Genomic DNA, 17083 nt, shown 5'->3' with positions numbered 1-17083 from the left:
TGATGGCGATGAGACGACTGGCGGCGGTGATCGCTGTCGTCGTCCTCTGGTCCGGCGTTACGGCCTGCTCAACGGGCCAGCGAGTGGACCTCGGCGAATCCTCCGACAATCTGATCGCCGCGATCGCCGGCGAGCCCGACCAGCTGGACCCGCACAAGACCAGCGCGTACTTCTCGTTCGAAGTGCTCGAGAACGTCTTCGACACGCTGGTCGAACCCGACGGCAACCTCGAGATGCGCCCGGCTTTGGCCGAGTCGTGGGAGGTCAGCCCCGATCAGCTCACCTGGACGTTCCACCTGCGACCAGGCGTCACTTTTCACGACGGCAGCCCGTTCAGCGCGGACGACGTCGTGTACTCGTACCGCCGCATCATCGACGAGCAGCTGACCAACTCCGACAAGTTCAGCGCCGTCATCGATGTCAGCGCCCCCAATGCCGAGACCGTCGTCATCCGGCTCAAGCAGCCGACCCCGAATCTGCTGACGAACATAGGCGGCTTCAAGGGCATGGCGATCGTGTCGCGCCGCAACGTCGAAAGCGGTCAGATCGCGACGCATCCGGTCGGCACAGGACCGTTCGCGTTCAGCGGCCAGAAGAGCGGCGACTCCATCACCCTCACGGCGAACCCGTCGTATTGGGGTGGCGCACCCAAGGTTTCGGGCGTCACCTTCCGGTTCATCTCCGAGCCGACGACGGCGCTGTCGGCACTGCAGGCCGGCGAGATCGACTGGACCGACTCGATTCCGCCGCAGCGCGTGGCGCAGCTGCGCGACGACGACTCGATGAACCTCGCGGTCACCGCGAGCAACGACTACTGGTATCTGGCGCTCAACGAGGCCCGCAAGCCGTGGAACGACGTGCGGGTCCGTCAGGCGATCGCGTACGGCATCGACCGCGACTCGATCGTGGCGGCCACCAGTTACGGCACCGCCGCGACCAACCAGCTCGCGATCCCCGAGGGCAATCCCTGGTACACCGACTACCACCGCTACCGCTACGACATCGACAAGGCGGAGGCGCTGCTGGACGAGGCAGGAGTGAGCGGCACCGATCTCGACATGCTGGTCACCAGCGAGTACCCCGAGACCGTGACGGCCGCGCAGGTCATCGCCGACAACCTGGCGCCGCTGGGCTTCACGGTGAATATCCGCACCGTCGACTTCGCCACCTGGCTCGACGAACAGAACACCGGCAACTTCGACATGTTGATGATGGGCTGGCTCGGCAACATCGACCCCGACGACTTCTACTACGCACAACACCACACCGACGGCACCAGCAATGCGCAGAAGTTCTCCGATCCCGAGGTGGACCGGCTGCTCGACACTGGGCGCGTGGAGACGAATCGCCAAGCGCGCGAAGACCTTTACCGCCGTGCCACTACGCTGATCGCCGACGAGGTCAGCTACATCTACCTCTACAACCCGTCGGTGATCCAGGGCTGGAGCACCGGGCTGTCCGGCTTTGAGTCTCGTCGCGACGGCGCGATCCGCTTCCGCACCGCCAGCCTCGCCCGAGGTGAAACACGATGACCCGCTTGCTGACTCATCCGATCGCGCGTTTCCTCGCGCGCAGGCTCGTCTACTCCGCCGTCGTGCTGATCGGAGTGCTCATCGTCGTGTTCGCCCTCGTGCATCTGGTGCCGGGCGATCCGGTACGCATCGCACTGGGAACGCGCTACACGCCGCAGGCGTACGACGCGCTGCGGTCGGCCAGCGGACTCGACAAGCCGATCGTGGAGCAGTTCTTCGGCTACCTCGGCTCGGCGTTGACGGGCGATCTCGGCGTCAGCTTCCGCAACGGTGATCCGGTGACGGTCATCCTGCTCGAACGGCTGCCCGCCACGGTGTCGTTGGCGGTGGTCGGCATCGTCATCGCGTTGGCGATCGCGCTGCCCGCAGGCATCTGGTCAGCGCTGCACGAGGGACGCGTCAGCGACGCCATCGTCCGGGTCGCCAGCCAGTTCGGGGTATCGGTGCCGGACTTCTGGATGGGCATCCTGCTCATCGCGCTGTTCGCGACGACGCTGGGCTGGCTGCCGACGTCGGGATACCAACCGCTGCTGAACAATCCGGGCGGCTGGCTGCGCCACATCGTATTGCCCGCGTTGACGGTGGGACTCGTCGCGGGGGCGATCATGACGCGCTATGTGCGGTCCGCGGTGCTGGAGGTCGCCTCGATGGGATACGTGCGCACCGCCCGGTCGAAGGGGTTGGCGCCGCGGGTAGTCACGTTCCGGCACACCGTGCGCAACGCGTTGATCCCGGTGCTGACCATCACCGGCATTCAGCTCGCGACGATCCTCGGCGGCGTCATCGTCGTCGAGGTCGTGTTCGCATGGCCCGGCCTCGGCCGCCTCGTCTACAACGCCGTTGCGGCACGCGACTATCCGGTCATCCAAGGTGCGGTGTTGCTGATCGCCACACTGTTCCTGCTCATCAACCTGATCGTGGACGCGCTGTACGCGGTCGTCGACCCGAGGATCCGGCTCTCATGACCGTCGATACCGACGCCAGGGTGTCGTCGTGGCGCCTGCTGCTGGGCAATCCGGTCACGCTGGTCAGCGGTAGCGTGCTCCTCGCGATCGCCGTCATCGCGGTGGCAGCCGATTGGATTGCGCCCTATGGAGTCAACGACGTCGATGTGCCCGACGCGCTGCAGCCCCCGAGTGGCACACATTGGTTCGGCACCGACGAGTTGGGTCGCGACGTCTTCTCCCGAATACTCGTCGCGATCCAGGCGTCGATGCGGGTCGCCGTCGTGAGCGTCGTCTTCGCCGTCGTCGTCGGCGTGACGGTCGGGGTCATCGCGGGGTACCACGGCGGATGGCTGGACACCGTCGTCATGCGCATCGTCGATGTGATGTTCGCGTTTCCGGTGCTGCTGCTCGCGCTGGCGGTGGTGGCGATCCTCGGCCCTGGCGTGACGACGACGATCCTGGCGATCGGCATCGTGTACACCCCGATCTTCGCGCGCGTGGCCAGGGCGAGCACGTTGAGTGTGCGCGTGGAGCCGTTCGTCTCGGTGTCACGCACGATGGGCACCGGACATCTGTACATCCTCGGCAAGCACATCCTGCCGAATGTGGCCGGCCCGTTGGTGGTTCAGACCTCGCTGTCGCTGGCGTTCGCGATCCTGTCCGAGGCGGCGCTGTCGTTCCTGGGGCTGGGCATCCAGCCGCCGCAACCCTCGCTGGGCCGGATGATCTTCGATTCACAGGGCTTCGTGACGCTAGCGTGGTGGATGGCGGTGTTCCCCGGCGCGGCGATCTTCGTCGCGGTGCTGGCGTTCAACCTACTGGGCGACGGGCTGCGCGACGTACTGGATCCCAAGCAGCGCACGATGATCGAGGCGCGGAGGAAACAATGACCCCGGTGCTCAGCGTCCGCGATCTACGGGTCCGCATCGGCAGGCGCGAAATCGTGCGCGGTATCTCGTTCGACGTCGAGCGCGAGAAGACGCTCGGCATCGTCGGCGAATCGGGCTCCGGCAAGTCCATGACCGTGCTGGCGGCCACCGGGCTGCTCGACGCTCCCGGTGCGACGGTCGACGGCACCAGCACCCTCGCCGGCGACATTCAACTCGTCAGCGCCTCTCCCCGACTGCTGCGCAGCGTGCACGGCGGCCGGATCGGCTTCGTGTTCCAGGATCCCGGCACGTCGCTCAACCCGCTGCTGACCCTCGACCGGCAGATCACCGAATCCCTTGAGACACACCGTCGTATGACACGTCGCCAGGCGCACGGCCGCGCACTCGAGCTGTTGGAGGCGGTGGGGCTACCCGACCCGGAGACGCGCTTGCATGCGTACCCGCATCAACTGTCGGGCGGGCAGAAGCAGCGCGTGATGATCGCGATCGCGATGGCATGTGACCCGGAGCTGTTGGTGGCCGACGAACCGACCACCGCACTGGACGTGACGACGCAGGCTCAGATCATCGAGCTGGTCCGAGATCTGCAGCGCGACTTCGGCACAGCGGTGGTGTGGATCAGCCACGACCTCGGCGTGATCGGTCAGATCGCCGACGACGTCACGGTGTTGCGGGACGGCCAGGCGTTGGAGCAGGCGCCCATCCTGGATATCTTCGATCGTCCGCAGCACGCGTACACCCGCGAATTGTTGGAGGCCCGCCCGCTCGTGGGTGGCAGCGGTCCCCCGCCGCCACCCTCGGATGCCGAGACACTGCTGGATGTCTGCGGCCTCGATGTGCGGTTCGACGTCAGCACACCGGTCGGCAAGACCGTCGTCCACGCGGTGAAGGACCTGTCGTTCCAGATCCGGAAGGGCACGACACTCGGCCTGGTCGGCGAATCGGGTTCGGGGAAGTCGACCGTCGCCGCCGCGCTCACGGGCCTGGTCAAACCCGGCGCCGGTACCGCGACATTGGGGGCGTCGGACGTGTTCGGGGTGCGCGGGTCGGCCGAGAGGGCGCTGCGCAGGCGAATCAGCCTGGTGTTTCAGGACCCGTTCTCCACCCTCAACCCACGCGCCCGGGTGGGCGCGGCGATCGACGAGCCGCTGCGCGTACACCGCGTCGTGAAGGGCAAGCAGGAGCGCCGAAGGCGCGTCGACGAGTTGCTCGAACTCGTCGGCCTGCCAACGTCGTTCGCGTCGCGCTATCCGCACGAACTGTCGGGCGGCGAGCGCCAGCGGGTCAGCATCGCGCGAGCGCTGGCGGGCGAACCCGATCTGCTCATCCTCGACGAAGCCACTGCGTCGCTGGATGTTTCGGTCCAGGCCCGCATACTCGACCTCCTCGCGTCACTGCAACGCGACATGGGGCCGACCTACCTGTTCATCGCCCACGACCTCGCCGTTGTTCAGCGGGTAAGCCACGACGTGCTGGTGATGCGTGACGGCGCCGCGGTGGAGTACCGGCCGGCCGCTGAGCTGTTCGCCGCGCCGCAGGACGAGTACACGCGGGCACTGCTGGCGGCAGTGCCGCCGCGACGTCCCCGGGTTTCGATCTGAGTCCTATCGGCGAGATTGACACCAGGGCTGTAACGACCCTGTGTGCAATCTCGGCCATAGGCCGCAAAAGGACAGACCCGGCCATGAGAGGGTCATGGCCATGAGTCAGCTCAACGGCAAGGTCGCATTGGTCACCGGCGCATCATCCGGACTGGGCGCAGTCGTGGCCCAGGTCTTCGCGGAACGAGGCGCCTCGGTCTTCGGAATCGCCCGCGACGCCGACCGGATGGCAACGGTGTTCGAGTCGGTGCCCGGCGGAAAGTACGCGTCGGTGGACATCACCACGTCGGCCGCGTGCCGCGACGCCGTCGCGCAGTGCGTCCACGCGTTCGGCCGGCTCGACGTGTTGGTGAACGTCGCCGGCTTTCACCAGATGCGCCACACCACGACGATGACCGACGAGGAATGGGACCGCGATCTCGCGGTGAACCTCAACGGCCCGTTCTATCTCTGCCGGGCCGCGCTGCCCCACCTGCTCGAGACCGCGGGCAACATCGTCAACGTCGCGTCCATCGCGGGCGTGGAGGGCGAGGTGTACTCCGCCGGCTACTGCGCGGCCAAGCACGGGCTGGTCGGGCTCACCCGCGCGCTGGCCGTCGAGTACACCAAGGAGAGGATCCGCGTCAACGCGATCTGCCCGGGCGGCATGCCGACCCCGCAGGCCACCGAGTTCACCGCGCCCGACAACGCCGACTGGGATCTCATCCTCCGCATCGCCTCCCCCCGCGGATTCATGGATCCTGTCGACGTCGCCAAATCCGTTGCGTTCCTTGCCAGTGACGACGCCGCGGCAATCCACGGCGCCGTCTACCGGGTGGACAACGGCAAGGGCGCGGGCTGAGCCTCAGATCTCCTGGTTGCGCCGGCGTCCGAGGAAGAATGCCAGCCCGATCGCACCGAAGCCCAGCGTTCCGATGACACCGGCCGACACCATCAGGAAGATGTCGCGGCCGGACAGGCCGCCCGTCGGGGCTTGGTCGGACGCCAGCCGCAGCCGGTAGTCGCCGGGCAGCGGGCCCTCGGCAGGTGCGCCGAGACCGGGGAACTGCTGGGTGCGGTGCACCTCGAAAGTGCGCTCACCACCGGGTCCTTCGGCCCACACACCCCACGCCGGGGTGACGCCGTCGAGCAGCACCTTGCGCTCGCCGAACTGCGCGTCATCGCCGACGTCGACGATCTGGCGCACCCGGAACGGCTCGTACCGCGCGTTGGAGTAGTTCACCAGCACGGGCACGTTGTCGTAGCGCAGCACCGGCGGCGGAGGCGGAGGCGGCGGCATGCCGACACCCGGGTAGTAGCCACCGCCGAAGAAGCTGCCGACCGCGATGTTGCTGACGGCCTGCGCGACGTTGGCCGCCGCGATGACCGGGCTCAGCAGCGCCGCGGTGAAGCTGTACGCCGCGTACTGGGCCGCCTCGAACACCATCCGGCCCAGCGGCGGGACCACCATGATCCGCGGCGCCATGTCGTACATGTAGACGATGCGCACCGGGTCGCGGTACGGGTTGATGATGATCGGGCGGTAGTACTCGTCGTACTGGACCCACTCTGGCTTCCACTGCCGGACCGGGCTGACCAACTCGACGGGCGGATTCACCGAGAAGTTCGTCGTCGCGCTGGTGCCGACATCGAGGCCGGGGATCTTGAGGCTGGTCTCGATCGACTGCGAGAACGACGCCAGGTCCTGCTCGGGTGCCGGAGCCGGAATCTTCTCGTCGGCAACCGTTGCCTTGCTGGCGAGTTCGACGTCGGCCTCCGGCGCCTCCAGCGTCTTGGGCAGGACCGTCTCGATGTTGGCCGCCTGCGTGATGGACACCGTCGGCGTCTCGGAATCGTCACCGCTGGCCGTCTCGGTGGCCGACTCGCTGGTCGATGTCGCAGTGGTGGTCGGTGCCGACATGGATGTGGTCGCGCTGGTTTCCGAGGCGGGAGTCAGTTCGGCCGACGGTGCGGTGGTCGTCGCCGACGTTTCAGCAGCGCCGGTTGCGGTGGTGGTCGGCGCGGACGTGGTCGCGGTTGTCGCCGTCGTGGTCGGTGCGGCCGTCGTGCCCGGGGCCGTCGTGATCGGGGCCTGCGAGGCCGTCGTCACGTCCTCCTCGCTGGGCTCGGCGGGTACGACCGTGGTCACCGGAGGAGCGACCGTGGTCGTGGGCGCCTGCACGGTCGCCTGCGTCTCGACCTCCGTCTCGACCTCGGCCGGCGCGGGGGCCTGGGTCTGTGGTGCGGGGGCCTGAGGCTGTGGCGCCTGCGGCACCTGTGCGGGAGCTTGCGGCGCCGCCTCTTCTGGGGCCGCCACCTCGGGCGCAGGCGCGACGACGGTGGTCGTCCCACCGCCGTCGTGGCCGGGTTGGGCCAGCGCCGGGGCGATTCCGCCGGTCAGCGCTGTCAGGGTTATCACGACGCCCGATGCCAAGACGGCAACGACGCCTCTCTTCAAGCAAAACTCGAGGGGTGCACCCATCGTTCATCGACTCCTTCTGTCATCGGGAGCTGAGTGCGTTCACCACTGCCGCCAGGGCTTATGCCATCGGCCCCCGAATCTTTGCCTGGAAACAGAAGCTGTCGCATGCTCCGGTCTCAGAAGATTCATCGCTGGTTCGACCGGGGTGTTACACACGGAACCGTGCGGAACAGGATTGTGCGGACGGCGTGGGCCGTCCTCGCCGCGATGTGCCTGGTGGCCTGCGGTTCCGGCGGTCAGACGACGGCGCCGTCCTCCACAGCTGAAACGTCGACCACACCAGAACCGGCCTTCACTTCCGCCACACCGGCCACTGCGGAACCACACACCAAGAATTGGTTCGACCTCGACGTCGGGGACTGCCTGGTCGACCTCCCCCGAATCGACCTCGGCGAGGTCTCGGTCGGCGTCGTCGACTGCACCAGCCCGCACGCCGGCGAGGTGTTCCTCCGCGCCCCGGTGGAGGTCAACGCCGCCATCGCCGACGTCGCCGACCGGCAGTGCGCGGCGGGCGTCGCCGACTACACCGGACGACCGGGCGGCGACGGATTCACGGTCACCTATCTCATCGACTCGAACCAGGATCGGACGGCGGACAACCCGCTGCCCAGTACGGTGATCTGCCTTCTTCAGGCCGGCGACGGCAGCCCGCTCACCGAGTCAGCCCGCAAAGGCTAGGGACCACGGCGGCGCCACGCGCCGACGGTCAGAGCGATGCCGACCAGAGCGATGATCGGCCCGAGGATGGACCACGTGGTGGTGTTGGTCATCGGACTGTCGCTGACGAGGACCCCGAAACCCTGCAGGGCGAAGATGATTCCGAACAGGGTGACGAGAAGGCCCAGCACGATGATGGCGATCCGCATGTCCTCACCCTAGGCCTGCCCACGATGGCTGACGGCGCTTCAGCGACGGCGTTGCAGATACTTCTGGTACGCCTCGGCGGCGGCGGCCAACTCCGGGCGGGCGTCGAGCACCGGTTGCATCTTCTTGCGCGCTTCTTCGCGTTTGTACGGCAGGAATTCGGTCGGGAAGTTCCCCTCGTGCGGTCGGTAGTCCCGCAGCACGCGGCGCGCGACGGTGGCGATGTGCACCTCGTCGACGCCGTCGGCGATGCCCATGGTCGGCGCGGTGGCGTACATCGCCTGAATCGGGGTGAGATCGGTGGTGCCCAGCGAACCGAGGATGTGCAGGGCGTTGAACGACACCTCCCGCAGCACCTTCGCCATCGTGAACTTCACGGCGGCGATCTCGGTGCGCGCGTCCTGGGTCGACGTGTTGTCGATCTTCCACGCCGTCTCGAGCACGAACAGGCGCAGCATCTTGATGGCCGCGTACGACTCGGCGATCTTCTCCTGCACCATCTGGTGGTCGGAGATGATCTTGCCGTGCGACTCACGGGAGAGCGCACGCTCGCACATCATGTCGAACGCCAGGTTGCACTGTGCGACGGTACGCATCGCGTGGTGGATGCGACCACCGCCAAGTCGACGCTGCGCCAAGACTTTTGCGCCGTTCGGCGGGCCCAGAAGATGGTCCAGCGGCACCCGCACATCGCGATAGATGATGTGGTTGTGGTTGCGGGGCTCGGGCATGATCTCCACACCCGGCGTATCGCGCGGCACGATGAACATTCCGTTCGTGCACATGACGAAAAGGATGTCGGCGACGCGGCCCGCTGAGGTGAACCACTTCTCGCCGTTGATGACCCACTCGTCGCCGTACTGCACGGCCGTTGTCTTGAACAGGCTCGGGTCGCTGCCGCCCTGAGGTTCGGTCATCGAGTAGGCCGAGAAGATGTCCTGATTGAGCAGCGGCTTGAGCCAGCGCTCCTTCTGTTCCTCGGTGCCGTAGGCGGCGAGCATCTCCATGTTGCCGGTGTCGGGAGCCGCTGCGCCGAACATCTGCGGTGCACCCGGGTAGCGCCCGATGACCTCGTTGAGCAAACCGAGCTTGAGCTGCCCGTAGCCGGGGCCGCCGAGCTCGGGGTCGAGGAAGATCGCCCACAGGCCCTGGTCCTTGACCTCCTGCTGGAGTTCGCGGACATAGGCTTTCACCGCGGGGTCGGGGACGCGCACCGCGTGAGGAAAGATGTGGTCGAGCGGCTCGACCTTCTCCTCGCAGAACTCCTTGACCCAGTCGAGCTTCTCCTGAAACTCCGGTTCGGTGCTGAAATCCCAAGCCATGCAGTCCTCCTCGGCTGCTGTCGGATGCCGCCGACGTCAGTGTGTCACCTGACCGACGCTACGCCCGCGGAATCGGCTCGGGTACGAGGGGCCAAAAGGTTTGAAACCGCCGGAATGGGCAAGTCAACCGGGCGTTAGTTTATCGATCGGTACATGAGACGGAGTCTGACCATGATCATCCTCGGCATCATCCTGTTGATAATCGGCTATTTCACCAGCCTCTCGATCCTCTACACCATCGGCGGAATCCTCGTCGTCATCGGCATCGTGCTGTGGATCCTCGGCGCGGTCGGACGCCCCGTCGGCGGCCGAAAGGTCTGGTTCTAGCTGTTCTCGGTCATGACGTTGGTAGCAGGCGTGTTGGCTTGATGTGAGGAGAACCTCCGGGTGAGGTGTGGCTTGTCGAAGGCCCATCACCACCCCGGAGGTTCTCGTGTCCCACCGTAATGCCCGCACCACGCTGCACGGCCGAATGCTGATCGTGCAGCGCCACCAGCAAGGGTGGCCGCAGGCCCATATCGCCGCGGCGATGGGCATCTCCCGCAAATGCGTCCACACCTGGATCAGCCGTTATGCCGCTGAAGGTGAGGCCGGACTGCATGACCGGTCCTCACGACCGCACCACAGCCCCTCGCGGACCTCGGCGCGGGTGGAGCGCAAGTGATCGCCGCGCGGCGCAAACATCGTCGGGGCCAGGACTGGCTGGGTCCTGAACTGGGCATTGCGCCCCGGACCGTGGGACGGATTCTGCGCCGTCGCGCTGTGCCCTACCTGCGTGACTGCGATCCGATGACCGGTGCGGTGATCAAGTCGTCGAAGGCCACGACACGACGCTATGAGCGACAACGGCCTGGCGAGCTGGTGCATGTCGATGTCAAAAAGCTCGGTCGTATCCCCGACGGGGGTGGGTGGCGCGCTCACGGGCGTAGTGAACAGGTCCGCAGGCGCGGTATCGGGTATGACTACGTGCACTCGATGGTCGATGACCACAGCCGGCTGGCGTACTCAGAGATCCATGCCGATGAGAAAGGTCCGACGTGTGCCGGGTTCATTGCTCGGGCGGCGCAATACTTTCAATCGCAGGGCATTTCGCGTATCGAGCGCGTGATCACCGACAACCATCTGAGCTATCGGCGCTCGGCCCACGTCGCTGCCGTCATCGACCAACTGCACGCCAAACACCTGTTCATCAAGCCGCACTGCCCATGGCAGAACGGCAAGGTGGAACGCTATAACCGCACCCTGCAAAGCGAATGGTCCTATCGCCGGGTGTTCGCCTCCAACGCAGACCGCGCCCGAGCACTTGCGCCCTGGGTCGAGTTCTACAACACTCAACGCCGCCACAGCGCACTCGACGGGGTACCACCCATCAGCCGACTGCAACCAACGTCATGACCGAGAACATCTAGCGCCCTCAGCGGTACCCGCGTCGCGGCAGATGCTTCGCGGTGATGCGGTCGGCCTGGCCGATCGCCGCGCACACGACGATCTCGTCGCGTAGGCGACCGATTTCGGTCATCGTTGCCGGGTCTGCCACTCAGCACGACGGTGTCAACCACCAGTCATACACACCGATGTCAAAAACCATGGCCCCGTTCGTGTTTCCGTCCTCGTCGACCGAAAGCTGTGGTATCGCGAATTTCTTGAAGTCATCGTGCGCCGGATCGGGCACGTCGAAATCGTCCCGGGACGGGCCTGCGATACGACACACTCGGACGGTGCGCGCACAACGCTGTGGCAGAGAGCTACTGATCCTGATCGCCGGTGCCTGCCTGCTTGCGGGCTGCACACACAGCACGCCGCCGGATCCCCCACCGTCGCCGACGGTCGCGCCGAGCACCGGGGTCCCCGCACAAACGCTGGACCAGCCGACCTCACCCGGCCCGCTCGTGATTCCGCTGGGCGCACAGCCCAAACTCGCGCCCGATCCCGCTCAGCTGGCCGACGACCTCGTCGCCGACGAGCAGGCGCTGCGCAATCCATCGACGCCGGAACCCGCACTCATGGACGCGGCCCGGCGTCAGCAGGCGGCCTACCGCGCCATCGGACGCACCCCCGAGTGGGACCCGATCATCCGCCCTCGGATTCCGGCGTGGCTCACCGCGACCTACGACCTCAACGTCGACGCCAGGCGTCAGCTGTATCCCCTCACGGAGGTGAAGGACACGGTCCCCGCGTGGCGGATCGTGGCTCCCGCTCCCGCGGACACGTTGCTGGCTCACTACCGCGAAGCCGAGGCCGCGACGGGTGTTCCCTGGAACTACCTGGCCGCGATCCATCTCATCGAGACCCGCTTCGGCAGCATCGAAGGCACCAGCACAGCAGGTGCACAAGGCCCAATGCAGTTCCTGCCGTCCACATTCGAGACCTACGGCGACGGCGGAGACATCCACTCGCTGCGCGACAGCATCATGGCGGCGGGACGTTACCTCGCCGCGAATAACTTTGCCGGCAACCGCGATCACGCCATCTTCCGGTACAACAATTCGGACCTGTACGTGCGTGCGGTCAACGATTACGCCGAAGTGTTGGCGGCCGATCCCGCCGCCTTCGGGGGCTACTACCGATGGGACGTCTACTACCGCACCACCGCCGGCGACGTCTTGCTCCCGATCGGCTACGAGTCGATGGCTCCGATCCCGGTCGAAACGTACCTCGCCGACCACCCGCAGTAGGACTCACGCAGGAAAGTCACAGTCAGGCAGATAACCAGCGTTTCCGCCGGTCAGCTGGCATCATTTTCGCATGGTGGCCATCCCCGAAACCCTCTACGCGCGGGATGATGATGCCAACCTTGCGTATCAGGTCGTCGATGGTCCGGGGCCAGACCTGTTGTTCGTGCCCACACCCCGGTTCCCCATCGATCTGATCTGGGACGACTACACGGTGGCGGGCCATCTCCGTCGGCTCTCGTCGTTCGGTCGGTTGATCCTGACCGACCTCCTCGGAGTCGGCAGTTCGGATGCGGTGCCGATCTACGAGCGTCCCGCGATGCAAGGGTGGACGGACGGGCTGATCGCGGTGCTTGACGCGGCCGGTTCCGAACGCGCATCCGTGTTCGGTATGGCCGGATCAGCGCTTCCAGCAATGCTTTTGGCGGCCACGCACCCCGAACGGGTGCGATCGCTGGTGCTGTGGAGCCCCTACGCGTACTTCCTGCGCGCACCGGATCAGCCCTTCGCCATTCCCGAGCACGCGCTCGACAACCTGTCCGACGTCGTCGGGCAGACCGCGGGAAGCGGTCTGGCGATCGAGCTGTTAGCGCCGAGTTGGGCCAAGGACGCCGCGAAGCGACGCTGGTATGGCCGCGGTGAACGACTCGCCGGCGGACGCGGGTATTTCCGGGCCGTCAGCGACATGTTCCAGCACACCGATATGCGCCGGGTGCTGGAAAGCATTCAGGCGCCGACGTTGGTGCTGCATAGACAGGACGACCGCTTTGTCGTTGCCGGCCATGCCAAGTACGTCGCCGAACGGATTCCCAACGCGCGGCGCGTCGAGTTCGAAGGCAATGACCACGAATGGTTCGCCGGCGACTCCGAGCGAGTACTCGACGAGATCGGGGCCTTCCTCACCGGTGCCCGAAGGACCACACCGACCAACCGTGTGCTCTCCACGGTCCTGTTCACCGACATCGTCGGATCGACCGAGCGGGCAACGGCTTTGGGCGATGAGGCATGGGGATCGATCCTCGCCGCGCACAACCGGGCCATCGAGCGCGAGGCGCTCGGCGCGCGGGGCCGGATCGTGAAGTTCACCGGTGACGGCGCGCTCGCGACCTTCGACGGTCCGGCACGGGCGATCAACTGCGCGTGCGCAATCCGCGACGCGGTCAGCGATCTCGGCCTGCACATCCGCGCGGGCCTGCACACAGGTGAGGTCGAGGTCGAGGAGAACGATGTGCACGGCATCGCGGTGCACATCGCGGCGCGAATCATGGGCATCGCCGGGCCCGACGAGGTCCTGGTGTCCGGCTCGGTTCCGCCGCTGGTGCTGGGGTCCGGCCTGGCGTTCGACGAACGCGGCAGCTACGAGCTCAAGGGTGTGCCCGACCGGTGGCCGGTCCTAGCCGTACACGACCTCACCCACTGAGCCCAGGTCCTGCGCGACCATCTCCGGCAGCGCGGACATGTCACCGAACACGCGCACCGACTCGGTCCAACACGCCTCACCGACGACCTCGGATTGGTACCAGTAGACGCGGAGCCCGGCCGAGATGGCCGCCTGCACACCCACCACGCTGTCCTCGACGGCGATGACCCCGTCCGGATCCAGCCCGAGGCCGTCGATCGCCGCCAGGTACAGGTCGGGGGCCGGCTTCCAGGTCTGGAACTCATACGCCGAGAAGTGCGGTCCCGGGAAGTGGTGAAGCAAGCCGGTGCGCGCCAATCGGTCACCGATCATATCGATGGGCGAGTTGGACACCACGAACTTCGGATACTCGATCCGCTGCAGCGCCTCGTCCACGCCGGGAACGCAGCAAAGCCGCCCCTCGAGCAGTTCCTCGGCGAGCAGACGCGCTCGCGGAAGCGCATTCACGGGCGGGATCACGCCGATATACGCGCACAACATGTCGATCGCCTCTTGCATGCGCCGGCCTGCGGCCAGGTGTGCGATCTCATCGGTGGAGATCTCACCGCCCAGCTGCTTCGCCAGGCGTTGCAGTGCCAGCGTCTCCGCATCCTGTGAGTCGACCAGCGTGCCGTCCAGGTCGAACAGGACGGCAACGCCGGGCGTGGAATGGGTGGGCACGTCAAAGCCTCCAACTTCTATGCACATCAGGCGAACTGGGGCGCGCCCAGTCGCTCGACATAGAGCTCGTACTTCATCCGCAGCTCGGTCGCTGCTTCCCGGGCATCGGTGACGTGCAACGTGCCGCAGTCGTATCCGAGAAGGTCATTGAGAACGGACATCTGCTCGGGGGCGAAAACGATGGTGCCGTCGGGCGAAATGCTCTCGATGCCGTCGAGGCGTTGCGCCCTGCGGTTGACGTCCTGCGCCTCTGCCGCGGAAAGACCTTTCGGCAGTGCCAGATCAATCCGTTCGCGCGATACGTGCAGCGGGTAGCCCCCGATCATGCCGCCGGGAGCGGGCGAATGCAGTCGACGCGTCTCGCTGCCGAGCAACGCCCAGACCGTGCGCGCAGCCGACGTCGCGGTGACCTGCTGCCCGTCCTTGCCGCCCTGGCGTCGCAGGTTCGCCGCCAACCGGGCGAAGACCGCCTCGTGGTCGACGGCCACTTCTTCGCCATCCCTGAACACGGCCAGCGCATAGGGTATCCCGCGTGCTTCGCCGAAACGGTGGACGTGGTGGCTGAAGTAGTGGTGACACACCAGGTTGATGTCGATCTCGCTGACGTGCGCATCGAGCTCCTGCGCCGCCGCCCACGTGATGCCGGGAACGACGTTGGCGATGTTGCCGATCCCGATGTGCGGGGCCAGCCCGACTGTCGCGAGCGCCGGCCCGACCGCGTCGGGGTAGGCGGCGTTCACGACGATGGCGCGCGACTCGGCGAGGCGAACCGCCTGCATCAGTTCGTAGTTGAGGGCCAGATGCATGGGCAGCCACGGCCCGAGTTGCGCCTGATCCAGCTTCTTGAAGTCCTGTGGCGACACATCCATGATCGCTCGCGCGGCCTGGATGGACGCACCCATGAAGATGAGATCCGGCTGGATGCGGCGGATCTCGGCCGCGGTGCGATCAATGTCGGTCAGGTCGAGCTCCAGTGCCTCCACGTCACAGAAGTGACCGAGGTTCGACGCCGCGAGCTTCGTGAGGTTGGCGAAGCGGGTGGCCCGTTCCAGCGAGCGGCCGGCCATGACGAGGTCGACGGGCTGGTCACCGACGGCTAGCAGGTGTGCCAGCCGGATCGTGACGTCGCCGATGCCGATCAGCAGCAGCTTGGGGGTATTGGTAATGACGTTCATGATGGTCCTTTCGGGAATAAGCGCTTATTGCGATTTAGATTTCGAGGACAGCGCGCAAATGGGCCACCATCCCCATCAGTTCGACGCGTTCCGCTCCGTACGCGTGGGCGGATTCTCCGAACGTCACGGCGTTGTCGATCCGGTTGATCAATTCGGCCACCGAGAAGCGCTCGGGACTGGCCATCCGTTCGAGCGCCGAGCGAAAGCTCTTGCCGGTCAACGTCGACGGATTATCGAAGATGGGCCGCGCCGAAACCGATGGAGTAGGCCAGGACGAGGGCTGTGTCAGCATCTCCTCGCGGAAATCCAGTTCGGCGAGTTCCGGTGAAACCCGAGCCAGTGCACCTCGCAGCGCCATCGTCGAATAGCGCCACGCAAGGTCGTGCGCCCAGACGACATTGCCCCGGCTCGACGACACCTTGCTGCCGTTGATTCGCAGGAACCTGTTGGCTTTCAGGCTGGTTGGAATCATGCGGGGAACGTCGAGGATCCGCGCCAGCAGCGGGAACAAGACGCTGTAGTAGTAGCTGTTGTCGAACCCGAAGTAGTAGGTGACACACGGCCGCGTCTCGGCCGCCGCCAGCGTTGACCTGAATTCAGAGAAGCTGATGTCGGTCGGTAGGCCGAGGATCTGTCCCACCGCATAGCAGTGCGCGAAGAAGATGTCGAACCAGGGGTTGATCACCCGACCTGGCGCCACCTCGTACCCGTAGTCACTGCGGAATGTCAGCGTGGTGCGGCTGGGCTCCAACTCGTCGATGAACTTCACCAAAGCCGGGTTCTCCGAGTCGACTTCAAGATGCCACCCCTGCAGCCAGGACACATCTTGTTCGTCGATCACCCACACCGTCGGTAACGGCGAATCGTTGATCTCCGAGAACTCGGTGGATCCGGTGGACTCCTCGACGGGACTCAACGCGCGGACCATATCCATCGGGTTGCCGCACTGCTCGCACACGTTGAGGTAGGCGCGTTGCAGACAGTTCGGGCAGGTGCCGGAGACGAAGGATTCGACGGCGCCGTACCGTTCGTCGTCGCCGACGAATTCCGGCTGCCGAATCGCCCGCTCGTTTCCGAACAGTTCGGCCAGACCCGAGGCCAGGTACTTGCGGTAGTCATCGGCGGTGTTGTCGACGACTTCATCGAAATGGATGCCGAAGCGGCGGAAGTCCGACCGGATCAACTCGGTCATCTCGTCGCGGAACTCGCGGGTGTCCTTGCCGAACTGGCGGGCCTTCTTGGCCACGTATGTCTGATAGCTGTCGATGTGCGACGCGTGCACCACGGGGCTGCCGACCGCACCGAGCAGCCGTCGGTTGAGATCGGCTCGCAGATACGGACCCGCCAAGTGACCGACGTGGAGCCCGCCGTTGGGGGTCGGCGGCGGCGTCAAGATGACGTCGATGTATTGCCTCGGCATGTCTGCCTGTCTCCTTAATGGATGTCCACAAAGGGTTTTCGTGGTCACTGCAAACGCTATGAACTGCGGGCCGAAATCAGAGTCCGCCGATCGGACCCCAGGAGGATGAACCTGCTGTC

Annotated in this window: 16 protein-coding genes and 1 pseudogene; 10 read left to right on the top strand and 7 right to left on the bottom strand. The window is 65.9% G+C overall.

Annotated features, from left to right (window positions below):
- Positions 1–8: 8 nt before the first annotated feature.
- The 5 genes from G6N43_RS14385 (at position 9) to G6N43_RS14365 (ending at position 5811) form a co-directional block, all read left to right on the top strand.
- Positions 9–1532: an ABC transporter substrate-binding protein gene (locus G6N43_RS14385; RefSeq protein WP_083157676.1), complete on the top strand. Its 1524-nt coding sequence runs from the start codon at positions 9–11 to the stop codon at positions 1530–1532.
- A complete protein-coding gene (locus tag G6N43_RS14380) occupies positions 1529–2497 on the top strand; it encodes an ABC transporter permease (protein ID WP_083157662.1) in 969 nt (322 codons plus the stop codon). Before G6N43_RS14385 ends, G6N43_RS14380 begins: the two co-directional genes overlap by 4 nt.
- Complete coding sequence (locus G6N43_RS14375; RefSeq protein ID WP_083157663.1) at positions 2494–3369, top strand: ABC transporter permease; 876 nt, start codon at positions 2494–2496, stop codon at positions 3367–3369. Before G6N43_RS14380 ends, G6N43_RS14375 begins: the two co-directional genes overlap by 4 nt.
- Positions 3366–4970, top strand: coding sequence for a dipeptide ABC transporter ATP-binding protein (locus G6N43_RS14370; protein WP_083157664.1), 1605 nt, complete (start codon positions 3366–3368; stop codon positions 4968–4970). The genes G6N43_RS14375 and G6N43_RS14370 overlap by 4 nt, the downstream gene beginning before the upstream one ends.
- 100 nt (positions 4971–5070) lie before the next feature.
- Positions 5071–5811, top strand: a complete 741-nt coding sequence (locus G6N43_RS14365; RefSeq protein ID WP_083157677.1) for an SDR family NAD(P)-dependent oxidoreductase — start codon at positions 5071–5073, stop codon at positions 5809–5811.
- Positions 5812–5814: 3 nt separating this feature from the next.
- Here G6N43_RS14365 and G6N43_RS14360 read toward each other — a convergent pair whose 3' ends face one another.
- The gene (locus G6N43_RS14360) at positions 5815–7368 is read right to left on the bottom strand and encodes a hypothetical protein (protein WP_263991886.1); all 1554 of its coding nucleotides are present in this window, start codon (positions 7366–7368) and stop codon (positions 5815–5817) included.
- Between the two features lie 270 nt (positions 7369–7638).
- Here G6N43_RS14360 and G6N43_RS14355 point away from each other — a divergent pair, with 270 nt between their 5' ends.
- A complete protein-coding gene (locus G6N43_RS14355; RefSeq protein ID WP_083157678.1) occupies positions 7639–8109 on the top strand; it encodes a hypothetical protein in 471 nt (156 codons plus the stop codon).
- Here G6N43_RS14355 and G6N43_RS14350 read toward each other — a convergent pair.
- Complete coding sequence (locus G6N43_RS14350) at positions 8106–8297, bottom strand: hypothetical protein (RefSeq protein WP_083157666.1); 192 nt, start codon at positions 8295–8297, stop codon at positions 8106–8108. The genes G6N43_RS14355 and G6N43_RS14350 overlap by 4 nt on opposite strands.
- A gap of 39 nt (positions 8298–8336) precedes the next feature.
- Entirely contained in the window at positions 8337–9617 is a 1281-nt protein-coding gene (locus G6N43_RS14345) for an acyl-CoA dehydrogenase family protein (protein ID WP_083157667.1), read from the bottom strand.
- 153 nt (positions 9618–9770) lie between these two features.
- Between G6N43_RS14345 and G6N43_RS14340 the strand changes: the two genes are divergently transcribed.
- The gene (locus G6N43_RS14340) at positions 9771–9944 is read left to right on the top strand and encodes a hypothetical protein (RefSeq protein ID WP_163657900.1); all 174 of its coding nucleotides are present in this window, start codon (positions 9771–9773) and stop codon (positions 9942–9944) included.
- A gap of 106 nt (positions 9945–10050) precedes the next feature.
- A pseudogene (locus G6N43_RS14335) lies at positions 10051–11012 on the top strand (IS481 family transposase).
- Positions 11013–11031: 19 nt separating this feature from the next.
- Here G6N43_RS14335 and G6N43_RS30875 read toward each other — a convergent pair.
- Positions 11032–11154 (bottom strand): hypothetical protein, encoded by a 123-nt coding sequence (locus tag G6N43_RS30875; protein ID WP_263991973.1) that lies wholly within the window; start codon positions 11152–11154, stop codon positions 11032–11034.
- Positions 11155–11335: 181 nt separating this feature from the next.
- Here G6N43_RS30875 and G6N43_RS14330 point away from each other — a divergent pair, with 181 nt between their 5' ends.
- The gene (locus G6N43_RS14330; protein WP_234810347.1) at positions 11336–12292 is read left to right on the top strand and encodes a lytic transglycosylase domain-containing protein; all 957 of its coding nucleotides are present in this window, start codon (positions 11336–11338) and stop codon (positions 12290–12292) included.
- Between the two features lie 70 nt (positions 12293–12362).
- A complete protein-coding gene (locus G6N43_RS14325; RefSeq protein ID WP_083157786.1) occupies positions 12363–13709 on the top strand; it encodes an adenylate/guanylate cyclase domain-containing protein in 1347 nt (448 codons plus the stop codon).
- Here G6N43_RS14325 and G6N43_RS14320 read toward each other — a convergent pair.
- Genes G6N43_RS14320 through G6N43_RS14310 form a run of 3 tightly spaced genes read right to left on the bottom strand, consistent with a single transcriptional unit; the run spans position 13683 to position 16964 of the window.
- Positions 13683–14369: an HAD family hydrolase gene (locus G6N43_RS14320; protein ID WP_163658108.1), complete on the bottom strand. Its 687-nt coding sequence runs from the start codon at positions 14367–14369 to the stop codon at positions 13683–13685. The two genes, G6N43_RS14325 and G6N43_RS14320, sit on opposite strands and share 27 nt — an antisense overlap.
- Positions 14370–14395: 26 nt before the next feature.
- Entirely contained in the window at positions 14396–15544 is a 1149-nt protein-coding gene (locus tag G6N43_RS14315; RefSeq protein ID WP_083157784.1) for a hypothetical protein, read from the bottom strand.
- A gap of 34 nt (positions 15545–15578) precedes the next feature.
- A complete protein-coding gene (locus G6N43_RS14310; RefSeq protein WP_163658106.1) occupies positions 15579–16964 on the bottom strand; it encodes a class I tRNA ligase family protein in 1386 nt (461 codons plus the stop codon).
- Between the last annotated feature and the right edge of the window lie 119 nt (positions 16965–17083).

The sequence above is a fragment of the Mycolicibacterium moriokaense genome (assembly GCF_010726085.1).
GTDB lineage: Bacteria > Actinomycetota > Actinomycetes > Mycobacteriales > Mycobacteriaceae > Mycobacterium > Mycobacterium moriokaense.
This window is presented reverse-complemented; position numbering and strand designations above follow the sequence as displayed.

What these genes read in the sequence shown, in the direction of transcription:
- G6N43_RS14385 (WP_083157676.1), top strand. Translation starts at nt 9, where the DNA reads ATGAGACGACTGGCGGCGGTGATCGCTGTCGTCGTCCTCTGGTCCGGC.
- G6N43_RS14380 (WP_083157662.1), top strand. Translation starts at nt 1,529, where the DNA reads ATGACCCGCTTGCTGACTCATCCGATCGCGCGTTTCCTCGCGCGCAGG.
- G6N43_RS14375 (WP_083157663.1), top strand. Translation starts at nt 2,494, where the DNA reads ATGACCGTCGATACCGACGCCAGGGTGTCGTCGTGGCGCCTGCTGCTG.
- G6N43_RS14370 (WP_083157664.1), top strand. Translation starts at nt 3,366, where the DNA reads ATGACCCCGGTGCTCAGCGTCCGCGATCTACGGGTCCGCATCGGCAGG.
- G6N43_RS14365 (WP_083157677.1), top strand. Translation starts at nt 5,071, where the DNA reads ATGAGTCAGCTCAACGGCAAGGTCGCATTGGTCACCGGCGCATCATCC.
- G6N43_RS14355 (WP_083157678.1), top strand. Translation starts at nt 7,639, where the DNA reads ATGTGCCTGGTGGCCTGCGGTTCCGGCGGTCAGACGACGGCGCCGTCC.
- G6N43_RS14350 (WP_083157666.1), bottom strand. Translation starts at nt 8,297, where the DNA reads ATGCGGATCGCCATCATCGTGCTGGGCCTTCTCGTCACCCTGTTCGGA.
- G6N43_RS14345 (WP_083157667.1), bottom strand. Translation starts at nt 9,617, where the DNA reads ATGGCTTGGGATTTCAGCACCGAACCGGAGTTTCAGGAGAAGCTCGAC.
- G6N43_RS14340 (WP_163657900.1), top strand. Translation starts at nt 9,771, where the DNA reads ATGAGACGGAGTCTGACCATGATCATCCTCGGCATCATCCTGTTGATA.
- G6N43_RS14325 (WP_083157786.1), top strand. Translation starts at nt 12,363, where the DNA reads ATGGTGGCCATCCCCGAAACCCTCTACGCGCGGGATGATGATGCCAAC.
- G6N43_RS14315 (WP_083157784.1), bottom strand. Translation starts at nt 15,544, where the DNA reads ATGAACGTCATTACCAATACCCCCAAGCTGCTGCTGATCGGCATCGGC.
- G6N43_RS14310 (WP_163658106.1), bottom strand. Translation starts at nt 16,964, where the DNA reads ATGCCGAGGCAATACATCGACGTCATCTTGACGCCGCCGCCGACCCCC.